This is a genomic window from Streptomyces sp. LE64 (assembly GCF_052606915.1).
In genome coordinates this window covers 5,865,957-5,887,505 of sequence record NZ_CP199708.1, presented here as the reverse complement: position 1 = coordinate 5,887,505, position 21,549 = coordinate 5,865,957, and the positions used below count along the sequence as shown (strand labels likewise).

The window sequence follows — 21,549 nt, the reverse complement described above, 5'->3', positions numbered from 1 at the left end:
GAGCGGGCCGGAAGGTCGCTGACGCCGTCCGGCCCGCTCGTGGGCCGTGCCCCGCCGTCCCCCGCCCGGCCCGTGGTACGGCACCACGGGCCGGGTGCAGGGGGACGGCGAGGGTCCGGGATGCTCAGCCCAGCAGCTCGACGTCCAGCCGACCGAAGTGGAACTCCCGCAGGACGCGCAGCAGTTCGTCCTCGGACAGCAGACCGTTTCCGTCGGTGTCCACCTTGTCGAACAGCCCCTCGCTCTCACCGGCCGGCAGGCCGATGCCGACCAGCCAGGAACGGAACTCGGAGGCGTCGATCTGCCCGTTGTGGTCGTCGTCACAGATGCCGATGATCGCCTTGACCAGCGGGGAGAGCGCACGGTTGAAGCTGGCCTCGCCCTCGCTGAAGAGCAGGGCGCCGGTGACCTCCAGGAACTGCTCCCGGGTGAGGCCCTGTCCGGCGGGGACCCCGGCGAGCCCGGCGAGGTGCTCGTAGAGACCGACGAACGCGGCGGTGAGGGCCTCCGCCTGCGGCGAGTCGCTGCGGCCGATGTTCTCGGCGATCCGCGAGGCTTCGGCCTGGAAGTCACCGGCTTCGAGCAGCCCGTTGCCGTCGGTGTCCCACCGCTGGAAGCGCTTCTCCAGGCGGGCGTTGGCGATGGCGGTGCTCATGATGGTCTCCTAGCGGATGAGTGGTGACGCGGGAGGGACCGGCGGTCTCCCCCGTCCGCACGGTTCGTTCTTCGACCGCACGGGGACTGTGGGCCCCCGCGGTGCGCGGAGGCGGCGGCGCCTCGACGGGCCGCGAGGGGGTGGCGTCAGAGCAGGGTGACGCGGCGGCCGGCGGCTCTGCCCCGGGTGTCGAGGAGCGCGCAACGGGCCCGGACCAACTGGCCCATGTCGTAGCAGGGATGTTCCTGGAGCAGGATGGCGAGGTCGCTGCCGTCCAGGGCGGTGGCCAGTTCCGTGGCACGGGACAGGGGGCGCCCCTCCACCGAGAAGCCGTCCACGTACGGGTCGTGGTAGCTGACCTCCACCCCCACTGCACGCAGTCCTGCGGCCACGGGCCGGGCGGGGCTCTCCCGGACGTCGGCTACCCCGGGTTTGTAGGAGACGCCCAGCAGCAGCACCCGCGCGCCGCGCGGATCGCCGCGGACCTCGGTCAGCAGACGGAGCGCACGTTCGACCACGTGCCCGGGCATGCGCCCCAGGACGTCGTGCGCGGCGGCGAGCATGCGGAAGGGGAAGCCCTGCGCGGCGGCTCCGGCCGCGAGGTAGTGCGGGTCCACGGGGATGCAGTGGCCGCCCACTCCGGCCCCGGGCGTGAACGGCGCGTAGCCGAACGGCTTGGTGGCCGCGCAGTGCAGGACGTCCCAGGTGTCGATGCCGCTCTCGTGGCAGAACAGGGCGATCTCGTCGACGAGGGCGATGTTGACGTACCGGTAGGTGTTCTCCAGCAGCTTCGCCATTTCGGCTTCCCGGGTGCCCCGGGCGACGACGAGGTTGTCCACGAGCCGTCCGTAGAAGGCGGTCGCACGCTTGGCGCAGCGGGGCGTGTGCCCGCTGACGATCTTGGGGGTGCTGCGGACGGTCCAGTGCGCGTTGCCCGGGTCGATCCGCTGGGGCGAGTAGGCCAGGTGGAAGTCCTCGCCGGCCCGTAAGCCGCTGGCGTCCTCCAGCAGGGGACGCACCAGGTCGCGCGTGGTGCCCGGGTAGCTGGTGGACTCCAGCACGACCAGGGTGCCGGGACGCAGTTCGGTCGCCACGCTCCGGGTCGCCGCCTCCACCGAGGAGAGGTCCGGCGTTCCGTCCCGGGCGAGGCCGGTGGGCACGCAGATCACCACGGTCCGTGCCGCACCCAGCACCGTGGGGTCGACGGTCGCCTCGAAGCCCGCGCCGAGCATGGCCGCCACCTTTGCGTCGTCGACTCCACCCACGTGGGACCGGCCGGCCGACAGCCCGTTCACCACCGTCTCGGACACGTCCAGGCCCACGGTGCGCAGACCGGCCTCCGTGGCCCGGTGTGCCAGGGGGAGCCCGACGTGGCCCAGGCCCACGACGACGAGATCGACGGACTTTCGCAAGGAAGTGCTCCAGGAGGACGTGAGCGGTGGGGGTGCGGGTCAGGCAGAAGGACTGCCGTTTCCGGGGACCACGACGGGGGCGGGACCGAGGCGGAGCGGATCGATCTGCACGGCGACGGGACGCTGCGACCGACCCGTGTCGCACATATGAAGATCCTTTCGGCTCCGCGTGAGGCAAGTGTCGACCCCCACCGGAACGGTCCTCTCGATTCTTGATGCCGTTCCCACGAACGAGTGATCTTGACCGGACGGCATTAACGAACTGTTCGAAATGAGAGGGGGGCGAAGAGGACTCGTTTCGAACTCATGACCACACGTCATGGGCCAACGGGCCCGGGCCGGAATGTCAACTGGCTCTGGACGCGCGTCAGATGACGTCCGTTATCACGGAGAATCCCTCGGCTCCGCATCCCGGCGAGGAGCGGCAGCGATCCGGGGCCCCTCAGGTGGGGAGGTGGAAGGGAACGGTGGTGATGACGATCTTCGGCAGCCGACGCAGGGCACGTCGCAGCCGCGTGGCCGTGCGACTGTGCAGGAACCGGTGGCGACGGCGGCGGGTGACCACCTCGGGGAGGAGCACGGTGAGCGTGAGGTCGGGGTGGAGGCGGTGCAGGGTCTCGATGTAGTGCACGAGGGGTGCCACCACGGCGCGGTACGGGGAGAGGACGATCTGGAGGGGCAGGTGGTCGCCCCACAGCTCCCAGTAGGCGCGGAACCGCCGGGCCTCCTCGTCGGTGGTGCTGATGTGGACGGTCAGGACCGGCTGCGCCAGGGACGCCGCGTACGCGAGGGTGCGCATGGCGGCGAGGTCGAGGGTGGCGATCGCGACCACCGACAGGTGGTGCACCTCCTCCGGGATCTCCTCGGCCTCCAGGTCCTCGCGGGCGCCACCGCCGCGCACCGCCGGGGCGAGCGGCCCGGCGCCCGTGGCGGCCGGGATGTCGACGGCGTGCGGTCGCAGGCGGAGCGCCTCCCGGGCGACGGCGTAGTGCCGCTGGATGCAGGTCGTCACCCACAGGAAGAGGGCGATCGCGATGAGCGCCACCCAGGCCCCGGAGGTGAACTTGCTGAGGCCCGCGGTCAACAGGACCAGCCCGGAGAGCACGGCCCCGGTGGCGTTGAAGACCAGGCTCTTGCGCCAGTGCGCGTCCCGCCGACGCCACCAGTGGACGACCATCCCGGTCTGGGAGAGCGTGAACGCGAGGAACACCCCGACCGCGTAGAGCGGGATCAGGGCCCCGGTGCGGCCGTCGAAGGCGACGTACACCGCCGCCGCGGCCAGGGAGAGGAGCACGATGCTGTTGCTGTAGGCGAGGCGGTCGCCGAGCCGCAGGAAGACCTTGGGCGCGTAGTCGTCGCGGGCCAACAGGGAGAGCACCCGCGGGAAGTCGTTGTACGCGGTGTTGGCGGCCAGCAGCAGCACCGCGGCGGTGGCCGCCTGGACGTACGCGTAACCCCAGCCCTGCCCGAAGGAGAGGTGGGCGAGTTGGGACAGGACCGTCTCCTGCCCCCGGGGGACCACTCCGGCGAGGTGGCTCAGGACGACGATGCCGGCGAACATCGTGATCAGCAGCCCCACCATCCACGTCAGGGTGGTGCGGGCGTTGCGCCACTCCACCGGCCGGAAGGCCGGGACGGCGTTGGAGATGGCCTCGATGCCGGTCATGGCCGTCGCCCCGGAGGAGAACGCACGGGTGATCAGCAACAGCCCGACCGCCTCGGCGGCCGGGACCCGGGGGGCGGGGGCCGCGGCGAAGCCGCCCCGGGCGGCGTCCACCAGGCCGAACGCGATCAGCGCGCCCACGGCGGCGACGAACGCGTAGGTGGGGGCGGCGAAGAGGGCGCCCGCCTGGCGGATGCCGCGCAGGTTGCCGGCGAGGAGCACGAGGATCACCGCCACCCCCAGGGGGACCCTCCAGGGCGTCAGTCCCGGGAGCGCCGAGGCGATGGCGGCCACCCCCGAGGCGATCGACACGGCGACGGTGAGGACGTAGTCCGTCATCAACCCGGCTGCCGCGACCAGCCCGGGCACCGGCCCCAGGTTGTCGCCCGCCACGATGTAGGAACCGCCGCCGTGCGGATACGCCCGGATCGTCTGACGGTACGACAGGCCCACGGCCAGCATGAGCAACACGATCACCGCGGCGACCGGAAGGGAGTACCCGAGGCCCACCGTTCCGGCCAGCACCAGGACCGCCAGCATCGCCTCCGGCCCGTACGCCACCGAGGACAGGGCGTCCGCGGAGAGCACGGGCAGGGCCACCAGCTTGCGCATCCGCTCCGTCACGAAGGCCGAACTCGCCAGGGGAGCGCCCAGCAGGACGCGGCGGGCCCGGGACGCGGTCGGGGGAACCGGAGCCCCCTGCTCGACCGCGGTCCGCCCGTCCCCGGCGCGCGTACGCAACGGGGGGAGCGGCACCAGCCGCCCGAACCACGCCGGTGCGGCCTCGGCCGTCACCGGGAAGCGGCCCACGTCGGGCTCCAGGGGCAGGGCCCGCCGCCACACCGCGGGCTGAGCCGAGACCCGCCCCCAGGCCCGTCCGAGCCGGCGCAGCGCCCGCACCTGCTCCTCGTTCATGCCCGGCAGCACCGCCGCCGGACCCGGAGGTCCCGCCGTGTCGCCGCTCCGGCCACCGCGCCCGTCTGTCACACCGGACATCGTGGACGCGAACCCCGACCTGGTCCGTCAGCGACACCCGGGGACCGCCGATGCACGTGCCCGGCGCTTGTAAGCTGCCGTAATGGCATTCACGAGCGTTCCGCACTGCTTCCTGTGACCGGAGAGCACTGAGGGCGACGCCGAACGGCATCGCCCTCCTCGGCGTGCCCGCGGCACGACCGGCCGCGCGATCCGCCCGAGCGGAGCGTCCGGTGCGGTCCCGCACATGGGCACGGCCCCCTTCCCACCGCCCCGACCAGGAGTGCCGTGTTGCTTCGCCCTGCCCTCGAACTCTTCCTCGACGTGTTGCGCTGCCCCCTCTGCCGCACGTCCCGGCTCCACCCCGAACGCGGCGCGCTGCGCTGTCCCGCCGGCCACGGTTTCGACATCGGCCGCCACGGCTACGCCGCTCTGCTCGCGGGCACCCGTGCCACCAGTGGCGACGACGCGGCCATGGTCCGGGCCCGGAACCGGTTCCTGGCCGGCGGCGGGTACGCCCCCGTCCGCAGTGCCGTGGCCGCCCTGGCCGCAGAGCCCCGGCCGGAACGGGCCGCCGTCCTGGACGTGGGGTGCGGCACGGGCCACTACCTGGCCGGGGTGCTCGACCGGTTGCCCGACGCGCACGGCCTGGGTCTGGACACCTCGGCGCGCGCACTGCGTTCGGCGGCCCGCGCACACGGGCGGGCCGCCGCCGCGGCCTGGGACGCCTTCCGTCCCTTCCCCCTGGCCGACGAGGTGGTCGACGTGGTCCTGAACGTCTTCGCCCCGCGCAACCCGGCCGAGTTCCACCGGGTGCTCCGCCCCGCCGGAAGGCTGGTCGTCGTCCGCCCCACGCCGCGACACCTGGGCGAACTGCGTCGACGGCTGACGGCGATGCCCCGCGTCGACCCGGTCAAGGAGGACCGGCTGCACCGGGCGCTGGACCCGTCCTTCGAGTCCATCGCGACCGTGCCGGTGGAGTACGTGCTGCCCCTCACCGAGGCCCTGGCCCTGGACCTGGTGGGGATGACGCCCGGCGCCCGCCACCTCGACCCGGCGGCGCCGGTGGACGGCGGCGCCCTGCCCCGGGAGGTCACCGTCTCCGTCCTGGCCACCGCCTACCGACCGCGGTGACCGGACACCGCGCACGGCACCGGCGACCACGAAACGGCCGGCGGTTCACCGTTCCCCCGACCGGTCGCCATTCCGCAATAAGGACTAGGACCAAGGTATCAGCGACATTCGTGCATGATTCACGGAAACGTCCCGGTAATCTCGGCAGGAAAGTCGCCCCATTCGACGCGTTGAATTCCCTCGTTCCCCTCGGAACGTCTCTCCGCGCACCACTGCAACCGAATCGGCCGCAGCGCCCGCGCGCGAGGACGCACCGCCCGCGCAGAGAAGAGTGCCCCATGCCGTACGCCGATCACCCCCAGGGCTCCGTCCACTACGAGGTCGAAGGAAGCGGCCCGGGTCTGGCCCTCATCCACGGAGTCGGCGGCAGTGCCGAAGGAGCCTTCGGCACCGTCGTCCAGGCCCTCGCCCGGGAGCACACCGTGGTGCGCCCCAACCTCAGCGGAAGCGGGGAGACCACCGACGGAGGCGGTCCGCTGGTCCTCCAGCAGCTCGCCGAGCAGGTGGCCGGCGCCCTGGAGGCCAGCACGGACGGACCGGCTGACGTGCTGGGATTCTCCCTGGGCGGAGCGGTGGCGGCGACCTTGGCGGCCACCCGGCCCGAGCTCGTCAACCGACTCGTCCTGGTCGGCTCCTGGGCGTACCCCGACCCCCGGCACCGGTTCTACTTCGAGACCTGGGCCAAGTTGCTGACCGCCGACGTCGACCTGTTCAGGCGGTTCACCACGCTGACCGGGTTCAGCCCGGCCACGGTGAACGGCTGGGGCGACGAGGGGCTGGCCGCCTCGCTGGAGAACCACGCCTGGCCCGAGCCCGGCATCGCGCGCCAGGTCGAGGTGGGCCTCCACAGCGACGTCCGCGACCTGCTGCCGAAGATCACCGCTCCGACCACGATCATCGGATTCGGTCAGGACGAAATGATTCCCGTCGAGGGTTCACGGCAACTGCACGCCGGAATTCCCGGCAGCAAGCTCATCGAGCTGGAGAAGCAGGGCCACATGGACTGGATCGGGAATCCGGACGAGATGCTGGGACTGCTCCGCGACATCCTCGGCTGACCCGCGCCGACGGAAGTCAGCTCGTACCGGACGCTCCCGTGTCGCCGGCCAGTCGCGGCGCGGGGGCTTCCGGGCGGGCCGCCCGGGCGGGAGCCGGGCCGGTCCCGCGCCACGAGCGCACCACGGGGGGTGACACGGCACGCCACCAGGGGTCCACGGGGAGGTCCCCGGCCGGTTCGAAGGGCTCGCCCGGGCGGGGCAGGGCCACGGGCTGCGCCGCCTCCTCGGCCGCGTCCGCGGTCCACTCCCCCGGCTCCGCCCAGGCGTGCGGGGCCAGGTTGAAGGTTCCCCAGTGGATCGGCAGCAGCACGCCGTGCGGCCGGCCGCCCTGGAGGTCCAGATGGGCGCGCACGCCCTGGGACGGCAGCATGTGGATGTCCATCCAGAACTCGCTGTAGGCGCCGATCTGGATCATCGTCACGTCGAACGGACCGTGCGCCGCGCCGATCTCCCGGAACCCCTCGAAGTACCCGGTGTCACCACTGTGGTACGCACGGTGGCGGTCGCCCTCGACGACCCAGGAGGCCCAGAGGGTGTGCTGCCGGTTGCGCAGGCCACGGCCGCAGAAGTGGCGGGCGGGGGTCGCGGTGAGGGTGAGGCCGCCGATCCGGGTGGACTCCGTCCAGTCCAGTTCGCGCAGCCGGTCCGGCCGCACGCCCCAGCGCTCCAGGTGGGCGCCGACTCCGAGCGGCACCGCGAACACCGTGTCCGTGCCGGCCAGCGCCTTGATCGTGGGCATGTCCAGGTGGTCGTAGTGGTCGTGGGAGATGACGACCGCGTCGACCTCGCCCAGCGCGGCCAGCGGTAGCGGGAGGGGGTGCAGCCGCTTGGGACCGGCGAAGGCGAACGGGGAGCAGCGCTCGCCCCAGACCGGGTCGAACAGCACCCGGTGCCCGTCGATCTCGGCGAGCACGCTGGAGTGTCCCATCCAGGTGATCCGCAGCCCGGACTCCGGAGGGCGGGAGAGTCGCGCGGCGGTGTCCCGGTGGATCGGGATCGGGCCGCGGGGGGCGCGCAGGACGCGCTGTTCCTTGTCGAAGTAGACCTTCGCGAAGCCCCTCGCGGACCCCGAGGGACGCGTCCGGGTCTCCTCGGGATTGCGGAACGCCCCCCGTACGAAGTGCGGCGAGCGGTGGATCCGGGCCAGCCGCTCCCCCGACGGGTCCGCGCCGAAGGCCGCGGGCCGCAGGGCGCGCAGTCCGGAACGCAGGGAACGCGCGGGGGGCGGTGGGGTCATGTGGTCTCCTCGGGCATGCGGTCGGCTTTCCCATTATGGGCGGGGCCCCGGTGCGTCCGGGAGGGTCGGCGCGTCCACGGCCCGGCCGGCGTCTCCCGCGCGGCCCCGGCCGGGACCGCGCGGGCCGGGATGTCACATCCGGCGGGGGCCCATCCGTCGTACGGGTGAGACAGCCTGCACCCCGTACGTCCGGAGGGCGATGACCATGACCCGCGTTTCGATGAATCCACCCCGTACCCCCTTCTACCGCGCCGTCGAGTGGTACGCGAAGCGGTCGTACGGTCGGGTGCTCGACCCGGTGCGTGCCGCGGGACACCATGCGGGGGTGTTGCGGGCGGTGTTGGGCTTCGAGCGGTCCGCCGCGAAGTGGAACCGGCTCGACCCGACGGTGAAGGCACTCGCGGAAATGGGGTCCGCGACCGTGATCGGCTGCTCGTGGTGCGTGGACTTCGGCTACTGGGAGAGCAGCCGCCGGGGCGTGCCCGCGGCCAAACTGCGCGCGGTGCCGTCCTGGCGCACGAGCGAGGTGTTCACCACCGTGGAGCGGGACGTCCTGGAGTACGCGGAGGCCATGACCGCGACTCCGCCCGCGGTGACGGACGAGTTGGCCGACCGGCTGCGGGACGGGTTGGGGGAAGCCGCCTTCGTGGAGCTGACCGCGGTGGTGGCGCTGGAGAACCTGCGGTCGCGCACGAATGCGGCGCTCGGATTGAGCAGTCAGGGGTTCAAGGACTCCTGTGAGGTCCCGCCCCCGCCGGGGTCCTGAGCCGTGCCCGGGCCTCCGGGGTGCCGGAGGCCCGGGCACGGCTCCCGCCGTTCGACGCGCGGCGGTTCCGGCGGGCGGCCCGGCGGTCCGTGTCTCGGGAGGGGCACGGGGGCTCCGGAATCCCGCCCGGACGGCTGATCAGGTCGCGTTGACAGGCCCCTGACGGGGTCCCGATACTGACCGGCACTTCAGTTCCTTCGGGGACGGCCGGCCCGTGCCCTGCCTCCCTCTCGGGCTGTCGTGGGCCGCCACGGTCCCCGTGATCCGCCCCAGCCCCAGGAGTGCGCGTGTGTAGTCTCCCGTCCCGGCCAGACCCCCTGATATCCCTCGTGTGGACCGACCACGTCACCTCCCGGCGGGGGTACTTCGTGGTGGACCGGTTAGTGCGCGGGGTGGCGAGCGGCGGCCTGCGGATGCGCCGGGGGTGCACCTCGGAGGAGGTCACGGCGCTGGCCCGCGGCATGACCGTGAAGGAGGCCCTGCGCTACGACCCGAAGGCGCGCTCCGTGCCCCTGGGCGGCGCGCAGGGCGGCATCGACTGCGATCCCCGGGATCCGGCGGCGTACGGGGTGCTGGTGCGGTTCCTGCGGGCGGTGCGCCCCTACGTCGAGCGGTGCTGGACGACCGGGGAGGACCTGGGCCTGAGCCAGGAGACCGTGGACCGGGCCAGCAACGAGGCGGGGCTGGTGTCGAGCGTGCAGGCGGTGTACCCGCTGTTGGACGACGCGGGCGGCGGACACGAGCGGCTGGCGGACGCGTGCGCGGTCGAGGTCGACGGGATCGGGCTGGCCGAGTTGGTCGGCGGTTGCGGGGTGGCCGAGGCGGTGCTCACCGCACTGGACCACGGCCGGACGCCGTACGCGGGCACCCGGGTGGCCGTCCAGGGGTTCGGCACGATGGGCGGGGCGACGGCGCGCTTCCTGGCCCGGGCCGGATTGACGGTGGTCGCGGTCTGCGACGACCGGGGAGCCCTGGTCAATCCGTCCGGCTTGGACGTGGAGGCGTTGCTCGCGGCGCGCGACGGCTTCGGGACCGTGGACCGGTCGGCGCTGCGGGAGGGCGATCGGGAGATGCCCGGCGGTGACGCCTGGCTCTCCGTCGACGCGGACGTCCTGGTCCCGGCCGCGCTCTCGCACGTCATCGACGGGACCAATCAGCACCGGGTGACGGCGCGGTGGATCGTCGAGGCCGCGAACATGCCCGTGCTTCCGGCGGCCGAGTCGTTGATGGCGGGGCGCGGGATCGCCGTCCTGCCGGACGTGGTGGCCAACTCGGCGACCCACGCGTGGTGGTGGTGGACCCTCTCCGGCGACCTCGCGGCGGAGCCGGAGGCGGTGTTCGCCCGGGTCCGCACCTCGGTGCGCGAGTCGATCGGGCGGGTGCTGGCCCGGGCGGAGGCCGACGGCACGAGTGCCCGGGCCGCCGCGCACGCCCTGGCCGGCGAGAACCTGGCGGAGATCACGGAACGGTTCGGGGCGTACGACTGAGCCTCGGGCGTGACGACGACCCCGGCCGGGGCCGGGTGGGCCCCGGCCGGTCCGCCGGGTGCGTCATGAACACATAAGGTTGGGGGGTGGCGAGAGTGCGGTTGAGCGTCGGCGAGCGGCGCGAGGAGTTGGTGCTGGCCGCCATCGAGCAGATCGAGGCGCGGGGCGTGGCGGCCGTGCGGATCGCCGACGTGGCCGCGGCCCTCGGGGTGAGCAATGCGCTCGTCCTCTACCACTTCGCCTCCAAGGAGAAGCTGGTCGCCGCCGCGTTCACGCACGCGGCCGAGGCGGATCTGGCGCGGCTGCGCGCCTCGCTGGCCCGTCGGACGAGCGCGGTGCGGCGGCTGCGGGCAGCCGTGCGGTGGTACGCGCCCACCGGTCAGGCCAAGGGGTGGCGGCTGTGGATCGAGGGGTGGGCGGTCTCCCTGCGGGAGCCCGCGCTCCGCGCGGTGACGCGGGACCTCGACCGGCAGTGGAAGTCCGCGATCGCCGAGGTGATCGCGGAGGGCGTCGCCGCCGGGGAGTTCGTCTGTGCGGACCCCCGGGCGACGGCCCTGCGCCTGACCGCGCTGCTGGACGGGTTGGCGGTCCAGGCAGCGGTCTACACGGGTAGTGTCTCCCGGGCCCGCCTCCAGCAGTGGGTGGACGAGGCACTGGCCCGGGAGCTGGGGCTCACGGCCGGGGAGTTGGCGGCCATCCCGCGCCGTTCCCGGGCCTGACCGCCGGGCAGACGGGCACCGGTCAGGTCTCGCGCAGCGGTGCGTACTCCGCGGCGGTGAGGCCGAAGGTCCAGGCCACGCCCTCGCGGGCGGTCGTGGTGCTCGGCGGCACCCGGAGCCAGTAGGTGCGGCTGGTGCCGTCGGGTTCGGGCGTGGAGTTGACCACCTCGACCATCACCACGTCCTCGTCGCCGACCAGGGGAATCGACCAGAGCCGGCCCGTCCCGTCGCGGTGCAGCGGCACCGCGCCGGACTCGGCGAGGTAGCGCTCGTAGCCGAAGTGCTCCAGCATCACCCGGCGGAGCTCCGCGTTCTCCTCCGTCCTGATGCGCTCCGGGGTGAGTCCGGCGAGTTCGTCCAGGAACGCGCCCGGTACGGGCATGCCGCGCCAGGAGTGCAGGGCGAAGCCGTCCGGGTAGGCGACGGCCGGGCCGTCGGCGCGGTCGAGGCGGCCGGCCTCGTCGCGGTGGAGCACCAGGGGGCGTTCGCACACCACGGCGACCTTCTCGTACGGCCACCACCACCCGGCCGCGCGGGCGACGGCGGCGATGCCGCCCAGCGGGCCCTCGGTGTCGAAGGCGCAGAGCCAGGCGGCGTCGTGCTGCCCGAGCACCGCGTCGAGGAGCAGCAGCCGCAGCTCGCCCTCCTTGCGCACCCGTTCGGCGCGGCGGGCCGGGGCGTCCGGTGCCGTCTCCCGTCGGCCGGCGGGGCCGGTCGGGGCGGCCTCCTCGATCAGGCCCTGGCGCAGGCGTCGGACCAACAGGTCGGCGGACTCCCCCAACTGTCCGCCGGTGGTGGCCCAGTGCGCGGACCAGCCGAGCGGCCCGAGCGCGTCGAGCAGGCGGGCGCGTTCGGCTGCCCAGGGCACGTTGCGGACCGTGTCGCGCACGCAGGGCCCGGGTTCGCCGCCGAGGGCGTCGGCACCCCGGGCGATCAGGTGCACGGCGTGGTGGGGCGAGTCCGCCCACACGATCCGCGCCGGCTCGGCGAGCCCGGCGTTGCGGTAGGCGAGGCGCACCCCGGCCTCGGCGGACGGCCGGTCGGCGGCTCCCGTCGCCGCGGCCGCGGCCCGCCACCGCGCGACGCGTTCCAGCACGTCCCCGCCCGTTCCGTCCGTTGCCGCCTCGGCCACCTGCGCTGTCATGTTCCGCCGCCCGCTTCCTGGTGTTCGGTTCTGTTCTCGGGTTCTCGGGTTCTCGGGTTCTCGTGGTGCCGGTGGTGCCGGGTGCGTTCAGTCCGCGACGATGCGCACGGCGTCCGGTGCGTACTCCCGCTGCCTGACCACGCGGTACCAGCCCTTGGGCAGCGGGATCGCCGCGTGCTCCTCGTGCACCACCCGGCCCCCGTCCGGGAGGTGCAGCAGGAACGGCCCGAGCGGCCCCGGTTCCCGGACCAACCGACCCGGTCCCACGACGGCGTGGGCGTGGCCGGTGACCTCGCCGAGCGCCAGGATCAGCCGGCCCCGCGCGTCCCTCGGCTCCCCCGCCGCCTCGCGGGCGTTCGTCGGCACGGCCTCCGGCCGCACCGGTACGACGAGCACGTCTCCCTGCCGGTACATGGCTCTCCCCTCCGTTCCGCCGCCCGGTGCGACGACCCGGTTCCGACCGTAGGGGCGGGGTCTGACAACGGGGTCCGACCGGCCGTCCGGTCCGCTTCGCCGACCCCGTCAGCACGTCCTGTCAGTGGGACTTGGTACAACTTCAGGCACATCGGGCCCGAGGCCCTCGACCCGTCGTCCGGATTCCCTCCAGGAGCAGCGCATGATCTCGTCCTACCAGGAAACGCACTTCGGTCTGCCGGTCTTCGACTTCCCCCGGAAGGGCGAGGACGCTCCGGCGGTGTACCCGGAGGCCGGGTCGGTGACCTGGCGCGTCGCGGTCGCCTCGTACGACAACGAGGAGACGTGGGCGGAGGCGTTCGAGCGGTTCCGCGCGGCCGTCGACCTGCGCGGGGTGGTCGCCCTGATCGTGGGCGCGTGGGAGGAGCCGTACGACACCAGCCCGCGGTCCGTCATAGACGCGCTGGTGGGGGCCGGGGAGGATCTCACGGAGCTGCGCTCGCTGTTCCTGGGCGAGATGTCCTCGGAGGAGTGCGAGATCTCCTGGATCACCCACACCTCCGTGAACCCGCTGCTGGAGGCCTTCCCCCGGTTGCGGGCGCTCACCGTCCGCGGTGCTTCCGGGCTGGAGTTCGCCCCGGTGCGGCACGAGGGCCTGGTCAGGCTGAGGTTGGAGGCCGGCGGCCTGCCCCGGGAGGTGGTCCAGGGGGTCGCCGGCAGCGACCTCCCCTCCTTGGAGGAGCTCGACCTGTGGCTCGGCACCTCGGAGTACGGCGGGGACGGCACGGTGGCGGACGTCGCGCCGATCCTGTCCGGGGCCCGGCTGCCGGCCTTGCGGCACCTGGCCCTGCGCAACAGCGAGATCCAGGACGAGATCGCCGCGGCCACGGCCACGGCACCGGTCGTCGCCCAGCTCCGGGTCCTCGACCTGTCGATGGGGGTGCTCACCGACGAGGGCGCCGCGGCGCTGCTGTCCGGGCAGCCGTTGACCCACCTCGCCACCCTGGACCTGCACCACAACTACCTCGGCGAGGAGATGCGGGAGCGGGTGCGCCGGGCGCTGGAGCCGGCCGGGGTGACGGTGGACGTGGACCAGGACGACGCCGAGGAGTACGACCAGGGCGACGGCGACGTCTGGCGCTACGTGGCGGTGTCGGAGTAGCCGTGCACGTCGAGTCCCCCCGTTTCGTGGTGGTCGGGAACCCCGACAACCGGCGCACCGCGTTCTTCCTGGACGCCGTGCGCGCCGCCGGGCTTCCCCCGGCCCGCGTGCTGCCCTGGCGTCAGGTGCTCCGCGGCGCCACCGCCTTCGAGCCCGGGGAGACGGTGCGCATCGACTCCCCGGGGGAGGACGCCGAAGTGGAGCGGGTGCTGCGCGGCACGGACGATCCCGCGCGCGTGGAGGGGACGGCGCGGTGGTACGAACGGTTCACCCGGTCCGTCCGGGAGGTGGCGGCCGAGGCCCGGGCGGCCGGCTGCCGGCTCCTGGACGACCCAGCCGAACTCGCCGAGCTGTTCGACAAGCGGCGGTGCCATGCGGTGCTGGACCGGGCGGGGGTGCCCGTGCCGGCCTCGCCGACCTCCGACGGTCATGCCCCGGTGCGGGGCTGGGAGGACCTGCGGACCCTGATGCGGGAGCACCGGATGCCCCGGGTGTTCGTGAAGCTCGCGCACGGTTCGTCCGCGTCGGGGGTGGTGGCGGTGGAGACCGCGGGCCCCGGTCGGGTCCGGGCGGTCACCTCCGTCGAGGGCACTCCCGAAGGGTTGTTCAACTCGCTGCGGGTGCGCCGGTACGGCACGGAACGCCAGGTGGGGGCGTTGGTGGACGCCCTCGCTCCGGACGGTCTGCACGTGGAGCGGTGGTTACCGAAGGCGTCGTTCGGGGACCGGGCGGTGGACCTGCGGGTGGTGGTGGTCGCCGGTCGGGCCACCCATGCCGTGGTGCGCACCAGCCGTTCGCCGATGACCAATCTGCACCTCGGGGGCGAGCGGGGGGACCTGGCGCGGGTGCGGGAGGCCGTGGCCGGGGCGGGGGGCGACTGGCGGGACCTGCTGGCGGTCTGCGAACGGGCCGCCGCCTGCTTCCCCCGCACCCTGTGCGTGGGCGTGGACCTGCTGCCCGCGGTGGGCTGGCGCCGGTTCGCGGTCGGCGAGGTCAACGCCTTCGGCGATCTGCTGCCGGGCCTGACGGGGCTCGCGGGCAGCGGCGCGGAGGGCTGGGACACCTACCGTGCCCAGGTCGCCGCCGTGGGGGGCACCCGCGCCTCGACCGCCGTCCCCGCACCGAGCGCGTACCCGGAAGGACCCTGAGGTGGAGAACCCGGACATGAACGAGGTGGTCGGACGGGACGACCTGCTCCTCGTCACCCTCGACACCCTGCGCCACGACGTGGCCGCCGAGCTCGCCGCGGCGGGCCGGCTGCCGAACCTGGCCGCCCACCTGCCGGGCGGGAGGTGGGAGCGGCGGCACGCACCGGGCAGCTTCACCTACGCCTCGCACCAGGCGATGTTCGCCGGCTTCCTGCCCACTCCGGCGGCGCCCGGTCGGCATCCCCGGCTGTTCGCGGCCCGGTTCGCGGGCAGCGAGACGACCGAGCGGGGCACGTTCGTGTACGACGCCCCGGACCTGGTCGCGGGTCTGGCCGGGGCGGGCTACCGCACGGTGTGCATCGGTGGGGTCGGGTTCTTCAACAAGCGGGGTGCCCTGGGGGACGTGCTGCCCGGGATGTTCCAGGAGAGCCACTGGGAGCCCGCGTTCGGGGTCGCCTCCCCGACCTCGTTCGAGGCCCAGGTCGCCCGGGCGGAGGAGGTGGTGGCCAAACTGCCCGCAGGGCAGAGGCTGTTCCTGTTCCTGAACGTGTCGGCGCTGCACCAGCCCAACTGGTTCCACCTGCCGGGCGCGACCCGGGAGGCGGGCGACGACCGGGGCACCCACGCCGCCGCGCTGGAGTACGTCGACCGGCACGTCGGCCGGCTGTTCGCCGCGATGAGCAGCCGCCGCCGGTGCTTCGCGATCGTCTGCTCGGACCACGGCACGGCGTACGGCGAGGACGGTTACACGGGTCACCGCCTCGGTCACGACGTCGTCTGGACCGTTCCCTACGCCCACTTCTTCCTACCGCCGTCGTCCCCGGCCGACGCGCCGTGAGTCCGAGAGGCACCCGATGAGCACCACCTTCCCGACCGAGGTCCCGACGGCGCGGGAGACGGCACCGCCGCGCCCGTACCAGCACTACGTCTACGCCTATCCGCACAAGACGGCGTACCGTCCGCTGCCCGCCCGCGGCCCCCGCCTCGCGGAGCTGTGGCGCGGGGAGCCGAAGGACGCGCTCTCGCTCTACCTGCACGTGCCGTTCTGCGAGGTCCGGTGCGGGTTCTGCAACCTGTTCACGCGGATCGGCGCGCCCGGGGAGTTGACGCGTCGCTACCTGGACGCCCTGGAGCGGCAGGCGGACGCGGTGCGGGAGGCGCTCGACGGGGACGGTCCGGTGCGCTTCGCCACGGCGGCGTTCGGCGGGGGCACGCCCACGTACCTGACCGCGGACGAGTTGGGCCGGCTGTGCGACCTCGCCGAGTCGCGGATGGGCGCGGACCTGCGGTCGGTGCCGCTGTCGGTGGAGGCGTCGCCGGCGACGGCCACCGCGGACCGCCTGGCGGTGCTGGCCGAGCGCGGGGCGACCCGGCTCAGCCTGGGGGTGCAGAGCTTCGTGCCCGAGGAGGCGCGGGCGGCGGTGCGGCCCCAGCGACGGGCGGACGTCGAAGCGGCCCTCGGACGGATACGGGAGGCCGCGATACCCGTGCTGAACATCGACCTGATCTACGGGATCGCGGGGCAGACCGAGGAGTCCTGGCTGGGCTCCTTGGACGCCGCCCTGGCCTGGCGCCCGGAGGAGCTGTACCTGTACCCGCTGTACGTGCGGAACCTCACCGGGCTGCACCGGAGGGTGGACGTGGCGCAGCGCGCGTGGGACGAGCAACGGCTGCGGCTCTACCGGGCGGGTCGGGACCACCTGCTGGCCCGGGGCTACGAGCAGCGGTCGATGCGGATGTTCCGGCGGGCGGACGCCCCGGCCGAGGGACCCGAGGACCACGCCTGCCAGACGGACGGCATGGTGGGTCTGGGCTGCGGGGCCCGCTCGTACACCTCGACGCTGCACTACTCCTTCGACTACGCGGTGAACGAGCGCGAGGTGCGGTCCATCATCGACGCGTACACCACGACGGAGGACTTCGGCCGGCCGGTGCACGGCCGGTACGTGGCCGGGGGCGCAGGAGGCGGGGAGGCGCGGCGCCGCCATCTGCTCCAGTCGCTGCTCCAGGCCCCGGGCATGGCCCGGGAGGAGTACCGCACCCGGTTCGGCGCCGAACCGGAGGAGGACTTCCCGGGCGAGCTGGCCCGGTTCGCACGCCGGGGCTGGCTCGATCCGGCGGCCCCGGCAGGGGTGCTGCGGCTGTCGGCGGAGGGATTGGCGCACTCCGACGCGGTCGGCCCGGAGCTCTTCTCCCCCGAGGTGCGGGCAGCAATGGCCGCCTACGAGGCGCGGTGAGTGCCGTGGGCGCCGACCTCACGGTGCTGTACCGGGGTCCGTTGGCGTCCTGCGACTACGACTGCCCGTACTGCCCGTTCGCCAAGCGCCGGGACAGCCGGGAGCAACTCCGGGCCGACCGGGCCGCGTTGGAGCGGTTCACCGCCTGGGCGACGGGGTACCGGGACGGCCGGCTGTCGGTGCTGTTCACCCCCTGGGGCGAGGGCTTGGTGCGGTCCTGGTACCGGCGGGCCCTGGTGGAGTTGTCCCGGCAGGAGCACGTGGAGCGGGTGGCGATCCAGACGAACCTGAGTTGCCGCACCGACTGGCTCGACGCGGCTGACCTCGACACGGTGGCCTTGTGGTGCACGTACCACCCGGGCCAGACGCCCTACGAGCGGTTCCTCGACAAGTGCCGCGCCCTGTCCGAGCGCGGGGTGCGGTTCAGCGTCGGGGTGGTGGGGCTCGCGGAGCACCTGGAGCACGCCCGGCGACTGCGTGCGGCGTTGCCGGAACGGGTGTACCTGTGGGTGAACGCGGCCGAGAGGCACGTGTACACCGACGAGGAGGCCGCGGCCTGGACGGAGGTGGATCCGCTGTTCCCGTTCAGCCGTCATCCGCACCGCAGCGGAGGGCTGCCATGCCGGACGGGTGCGTCGGTGGTGTCGGTCGACGGGGACGGCACGGTGCGGCGTTGTCACTTCGTCCCGTCCGTGCTGGGCAACCTCTACGACGGTTCGTACCGGGCGGCGCTGGCGCCGCGGCCGTGCCCGCTGGCGCGGTGCGACTGCCACATCGGGTACGTGCACCTGGAGTCCCTGCCGCTGTACGACGTGTTCGCCGGGGGCGTGCTGGAGCGGATTCCGGCACGGTCCGGGCCGGTGTGGCTACCGCCGCCGGGCGATCCGGACTGACCCCGGCGCCAGCGGCCGTTCAGAGGGGGAGCAGATCGGGGCGCTTGGCCTCGACCCGGTCGCCGGAGGACACCCCGCGCAGTCGGCGTCCGATCCAGGGCACCAGGTACTCGCGCGCCCAGTGGATGTCGTCGCGCCGTTCTTCGAGGACGCCGCGGGGCGGCAGCGGGGGCCAGGGCTGGTCGGGGTCGGCGGGCACCTGGACGTCGAGGACCTGGGCGGCGCGGAGCGCGACCCGGGTGTGCCCCTCGGGCGAGAGGTGCAGGCGGTCGGTGTCCCAGGCCCGGCGGTCCTGCACGGTCCTGAGGGACCACAGGTCGAGGACCGGGCAGTGGTAGCGGTCGGCGATGGCCCGCACATGGCCGTTGTAGGTGGCGATCTTGCCGCGGAGGCGACGGAAGACGGGGACGCCCCGGGTGTCGAACCCGGTGGTCAGCATGACCGTGCCGACGGTGGAGGCGAGGTGGGCGACGGCGCGTTCGAAGCGTTCGGCCACCTCGTCGGGATCGCTGCCGGGGCGGATGATGTCGTTGCCGCCCGCGCAGAAGGTCACCAGGTCGGGGGCGAGCTCCCGGGCCCGGGGTATCTGCTCCTCGACGATCTGGTCGAGGAGCCGCCCGCGGACGGCGAGGTTGGCGTAGCGGAAGGCGTGCTCGGGGAGCCGGTCGCCCAGGAGGACGGCCAGCCGGTCGGCCCAGCCCACGAACGATCCGTCGGGCCCGGGGTCACCGACGCCCTCCGTGAAGCTGTCGCCGAGCGCCGCGTAGGACCGGATGCCGTCAGGGGGGAGGAACGTCGACTCTGCTGTCACATCGACCCATCCTTCCTCGCCCGGCGTGACCTACGCCACCGTAACAATGCCTTCCAGGGGGTTGACGGGACGTGAGAAAGGCCATGCGGTCGACCGGCGCGACACGGGAATAGGGGGACGGCCCGGCCGCGTACAGCGCGACGCGGGGCCGCATCGGAGGATGCGGCCCCGCGTGCGGGAGCTCCCGGCGGGTCGCCGGACGGATCAGACGGAGACGCCCTTGGACCGCAGGTAGGTCAGCGGGTCGATGTCGGAGCCGTACTCCGGCGAGGTGCGGATCTCGAAGTGCAGGTGCGGCCCGGTGCTGTTGCCGGTGGAACCGGCGAGGCCGATCTGCTGGCCGCCCGAGACGGACTGTCCCGCGCTGACGCCGAGCTGCGAGAGGTGGGCGTACTGGGAGTACTTGCCGTCGGCGTGCTGGATGATCACCTGGTTGCCGTAGGCGCCCGCCCAGCCCGCCGAGACGACGGTGCCCGGGCCGACCGCCTTGAGCGGCGTGCCGGCGGGGACGCTGAAGTCGACGCCGGTGTGGTAGCCGCTGGACCACATGCTGCCGGAGGCCCGGTAGGGGGTGCCCACCCCGCTGGCGACCGGCAGGGTGAAGCCGGAAGCGTTCGCAGCGGCGGGCACCTCGGCCGCCGCGGGAGCGGCCTTCGGGGCGGCGGGCTTCGGAGCCGGTGCCTTCTCGGGGGCTGCCTGCCGGGCCTCGGGCGCCTGGGGCTGGGCGGCCTTCGGGGCCGGGGCCTCGGGCGCGGCGGCCTTCGGCGCGGCCTGCTTCGGGGCCGCGGACTGCGGGGCTGCGGCCGGGGCGCCGATGGCGAGCTCCAGACCGGGGCGGATCAGGTTCGGGTCGGCGCCGACCGCGGCCCGGTTGTCCTGGTACAGCCGCTGCCAGCCGCCGCGCACGTCCTGCTCGTCGGCGATCTTCGACAGGTGGTCGCCGATCTTCACGGAGTACGTGGTGACCTCGGCGCGGGGGGTGGCGGTCCGCTCCGCGGGGGCCTGCGGGGCGGCCGGGGCGGTGACGGCGGCGGAACCCTTGGGGGCGGGGGCGGCCTCCCCGGCCTGGGCGTGGGCCTGGGCGGCGCCCATCAGCGGAAGCGCCAGGGCGGCCGCGCCACCGGACCCGGTGAGGGCGATGGCGCGGACGAGCCGGGCGGACGTGGGACGGCGGTGCTTACCCGTCGCGGGCATGGTGCGTTCCTCTCCGGCGCCTACGAGGTGAGCTGTCGGATTCGGGCGGGAGGTGCCCGGCCGCGCTCGCGCGGCTTCACCCCGAGCCGGTCCGGTCGCCCGGACTCGGCGTACTGCGTGTGGGTTCCCCGCTCCTGCCGATGTCGGTACGACGGTGGGTGCCGGACGGTGGCAGGACTCGGCGTCCGCCCGGAGTGAGCGTGACGCTAGGCGAGCCGGAACGGCCCGGACAACCGCGAGCACGTCGATGACCAGGTATTCCTTGATCCTTGCGGGATTTCCCGGTCACCCTGCGTCGACGACGGCGGGGGCCGCGGAACTCAATTCCCGGGCTGTGGACGGCAGGCGGAGCACGGCCGGCCACCACGTTCGGTGACCTCTATGATCCCGGTCACGACCGGCTTCCCCAGGCGGCTTTATTCCCGGCCCAGTTGGGATGAGGGCCACCAAGGTTCGTGAAAGCGACAAAAATTACCATTGCAGGACATAGCGACCAGGGCTCGCCCTCCGTGTTTCACAAGAAAAGCCCATCACATCCCGATTGTCGGACGATGTGATGTCGTATCGTCTGAACCGGCCCGCCGTCCGACGGCGCCGGCGGGGGAACCGGAGGAGCCCCGTGACGCAGCAGATCCCGTCCACCGAGCCCGAACTGACCGGCGTGCGCAACTTCCGGGACCTGGGAGGACTGCCGACCGCGGACGGTCGCCGGATCCGCCACGGGGTGCTGTTCCGCAGCGGCCACCTCGCCCGCGCGACGGCACGGGACAGCCGGTACCTCGACTCGCTCGGTCTGCACACCGTCTTCGACTTCCGCAACGACGCCGACCGCGCCCTCGACGGCCACGACGTGGAGCTCCCCGGGGTGCGCCAGGTGAACATCCCGCTCAGCGACCCGGCCGACGGCGCCGCGTTCTGGCACCTGGTGCGCAACGGCGACCTCACCGAACTCCGCGCCCTGCTCGCCGGGGGGCGCGCCGTCGACCAGATGGTGACGTCCTACCGGGTCATGATCGAGCAGCGGACGGCGGAGCACGCCCGGGTGCTGCACGCGCTCGCCGAGGACAGCGTGCCGGCCCTGCTGCACTGCGCCGCGGGCAAGGACCGGGCCGGACTCACCGTGGCCGTGGCGCTGCTGGCCCTCGGGGTCGAGCGGAGCGCGATCGAGGAGGACTACCTCAAGTCCAACGCGGCGCACCGGCGGTACCGGGTGCGCCGCGACGCGGACGCCGTCGACGGCTCCGCGCCCGAGGCCATGGAGTTGCTGAGCCCCCTCTTCGACGCCCGGGTCGAGTACCTGGCGGCCGCCTTCGAGACGATCGACCGATGTTGGGGCGACACCGACACCTATCTGCGCCGGGCCCTCGGTCTCACCCCCGGGCTGCGCGAGCGGCTGCGCGGACGACTGCTCGACTGAGCCGGTACCCGGCCGCCGGCGGT

At 73.6% G+C, this 21,549-nt stretch carries 19 protein-coding genes and 1 riboswitch; of the genes, 11 read left to right on the top strand and 8 right to left on the bottom strand.

Annotation, left to right across the window (positions count from 1 at the left end; all coding sequences use genetic code 11):
- Positions 1-124: 124 nt before the first annotated feature.
- The 3 genes from ACSMX9_RS26300 to ACSMX9_RS26290 form a co-directional block, all read right to left on the bottom strand.
- Complete coding sequence (locus tag ACSMX9_RS26300; RefSeq protein ID WP_351244089.1) at positions 125-655, bottom strand: EF-hand domain-containing protein; 531 nt, start codon at positions 653-655, stop codon at positions 125-127.
- 146 nt (positions 656-801) lie between these two features.
- The gene (locus ACSMX9_RS26295) at positions 802-2,067 is read right to left on the bottom strand and encodes a nucleotide sugar dehydrogenase (RefSeq protein ID WP_445397579.1); all 1,266 of its coding nucleotides are present in this window, start codon (positions 2,065-2,067) and stop codon (positions 802-804) included.
- A 442-nt stretch (positions 2,068-2,509) separates the two neighbouring features.
- Positions 2,510-4,645 carry an APC family permease gene (locus ACSMX9_RS26290; protein ID WP_445397577.1) on the bottom strand — a complete coding sequence of 712 codons (2,136 nt, stop codon included), beginning with the start codon at positions 4,643-4,645 and terminating at the stop codon, positions 2,510-2,512.
- Between the two features lie 348 nt (positions 4,646-4,993).
- Here ACSMX9_RS26290 and ACSMX9_RS26285 point away from each other — a divergent pair, with 348 nt between their 5' ends.
- The gene (locus ACSMX9_RS26285; protein WP_445397575.1) at positions 4,994-5,839 is read left to right on the top strand and encodes a methyltransferase domain-containing protein; all 846 of its coding nucleotides are present in this window, start codon (positions 4,994-4,996) and stop codon (positions 5,837-5,839) included.
- Between the two features lie 278 nt (positions 5,840-6,117).
- Positions 6,118-6,897 carry an alpha/beta fold hydrolase gene (locus tag ACSMX9_RS26280; RefSeq protein ID WP_445397573.1) on the top strand — a complete coding sequence of 260 codons (780 nt, stop codon included), beginning with the start codon at positions 6,118-6,120 and terminating at the stop codon, positions 6,895-6,897.
- 16 nt (positions 6,898-6,913) lie between these two features.
- Here ACSMX9_RS26280 and ACSMX9_RS26275 read toward each other — a convergent pair whose 3' ends face one another.
- Positions 6,914-8,134: an MBL fold metallo-hydrolase gene (locus tag ACSMX9_RS26275; protein WP_445397571.1), complete on the bottom strand. Its 1,221-nt coding sequence runs from the start codon at positions 8,132-8,134 to the stop codon at positions 6,914-6,916.
- Positions 8,135-8,354: 220 nt separating this feature from the next.
- Here ACSMX9_RS26275 and ACSMX9_RS26270 point away from each other — a divergent pair, with 220 nt between their 5' ends.
- From ACSMX9_RS26270 to ACSMX9_RS26260, 3 genes are all read left to right on the top strand, one after another.
- On the top strand, positions 8,355-8,900 hold the full coding sequence (locus tag ACSMX9_RS26270) for a carboxymuconolactone decarboxylase family protein (protein ID WP_445397569.1): 546 nt from the start codon (positions 8,355-8,357) through the stop codon (positions 8,898-8,900).
- A gap of 329 nt (positions 8,901-9,229) precedes the next feature.
- The gene (locus ACSMX9_RS26265) at positions 9,230-10,387 is read left to right on the top strand and encodes a Glu/Leu/Phe/Val dehydrogenase dimerization domain-containing protein (protein WP_445397567.1); all 1,158 of its coding nucleotides are present in this window, start codon (positions 9,230-9,232) and stop codon (positions 10,385-10,387) included.
- Between the two features lie 86 nt (positions 10,388-10,473).
- Positions 10,474-11,106 carry a TetR family transcriptional regulator C-terminal domain-containing protein gene (locus ACSMX9_RS26260; RefSeq protein WP_445397565.1) on the top strand — a complete coding sequence of 211 codons (633 nt, stop codon included), beginning with the start codon at positions 10,474-10,476 and terminating at the stop codon, positions 11,104-11,106.
- A gap of 22 nt (positions 11,107-11,128) precedes the next feature.
- On the opposite strand, the gene ACSMX9_RS26255 is transcribed toward ACSMX9_RS26260, so the two are convergent.
- Positions 11,129-12,199, bottom strand: a complete 1,071-nt coding sequence (locus tag ACSMX9_RS26255; RefSeq protein WP_445403104.1) for a DUF6745 domain-containing protein — start codon at positions 12,197-12,199, stop codon at positions 11,129-11,131.
- 138 nt (positions 12,200-12,337) lie between these two features.
- Complete coding sequence (locus tag ACSMX9_RS26250) at positions 12,338-12,664, bottom strand: hypothetical protein (protein ID WP_351244107.1); 327 nt, start codon at positions 12,662-12,664, stop codon at positions 12,338-12,340.
- 202 nt (positions 12,665-12,866) lie between these two features.
- On the opposite strand from ACSMX9_RS26250, the gene ACSMX9_RS26245 reads away from it, so the two are divergent.
- From ACSMX9_RS26245 to ACSMX9_RS26225, 5 genes are read left to right on the top strand one after another with little or no spacing between them, the layout of a single operon-like run.
- A complete protein-coding gene (locus ACSMX9_RS26245; protein WP_445397563.1) occupies positions 12,867-13,826 on the top strand; it encodes an STM4015 family protein in 960 nt (319 codons plus the stop codon).
- A gap of 2 nt (positions 13,827-13,828) precedes the next feature.
- On the top strand, positions 13,829-14,974 hold the full coding sequence (locus ACSMX9_RS26240) for an STM4014 family protein (protein WP_445397561.1): 1,146 nt from the start codon (positions 13,829-13,831) through the stop codon (positions 14,972-14,974).
- Positions 14,975-14,990: 16 nt separating this feature from the next.
- Complete coding sequence (locus ACSMX9_RS26235) at positions 14,991-15,812, top strand: STM4013/SEN3800 family hydrolase (RefSeq protein WP_351244159.1); 822 nt, start codon at positions 14,991-14,993, stop codon at positions 15,810-15,812.
- Between the two features lie 16 nt (positions 15,813-15,828).
- Positions 15,829-17,211 carry an STM4012 family radical SAM protein gene (locus ACSMX9_RS26230; protein WP_445397559.1) on the top strand — a complete coding sequence of 461 codons (1,383 nt, stop codon included), beginning with the start codon at positions 15,829-15,831 and terminating at the stop codon, positions 17,209-17,211.
- Positions 17,208-18,104 carry an STM4011 family radical SAM protein gene (locus tag ACSMX9_RS26225; protein WP_445397557.1) on the top strand — a complete coding sequence of 299 codons (897 nt, stop codon included), beginning with the start codon at positions 17,208-17,210 and terminating at the stop codon, positions 18,102-18,104. Before ACSMX9_RS26230 ends, ACSMX9_RS26225 begins: the two co-directional genes overlap by 4 nt.
- 19 nt (positions 18,105-18,123) lie before the next feature.
- Here the strand turns inward: ACSMX9_RS26225 and ACSMX9_RS26220 are convergent, their stop codons facing one another.
- Positions 18,124-18,915 carry an SGNH/GDSL hydrolase family protein gene (locus ACSMX9_RS26220; protein WP_445397555.1) on the bottom strand — a complete coding sequence of 264 codons (792 nt, stop codon included), beginning with the start codon at positions 18,913-18,915 and terminating at the stop codon, positions 18,124-18,126.
- 204 nt (positions 18,916-19,119) lie between these two features.
- Positions 19,120-20,109 (bottom strand): M23 family metallopeptidase, encoded by a 990-nt coding sequence (locus ACSMX9_RS26215; protein ID WP_445397553.1) that lies wholly within the window; start codon positions 20,107-20,109, stop codon positions 19,120-19,122.
- A gap of 2 nt (positions 20,110-20,111) precedes the next feature.
- Positions 20,112-20,230, bottom strand: a riboswitch (cyclic di-AMP (ydaO/yuaA leader).
- 498 nt (positions 20,231-20,728) lie between these two features.
- Here ACSMX9_RS26215 and ACSMX9_RS26210 point away from each other — a divergent pair.
- Positions 20,729-21,526: a tyrosine-protein phosphatase gene (locus tag ACSMX9_RS26210; protein ID WP_445397551.1), complete on the top strand. Its 798-nt coding sequence runs from the start codon at positions 20,729-20,731 to the stop codon at positions 21,524-21,526.
- The last annotated feature ends 23 nt before the right edge of the window (positions 21,527-21,549 follow it).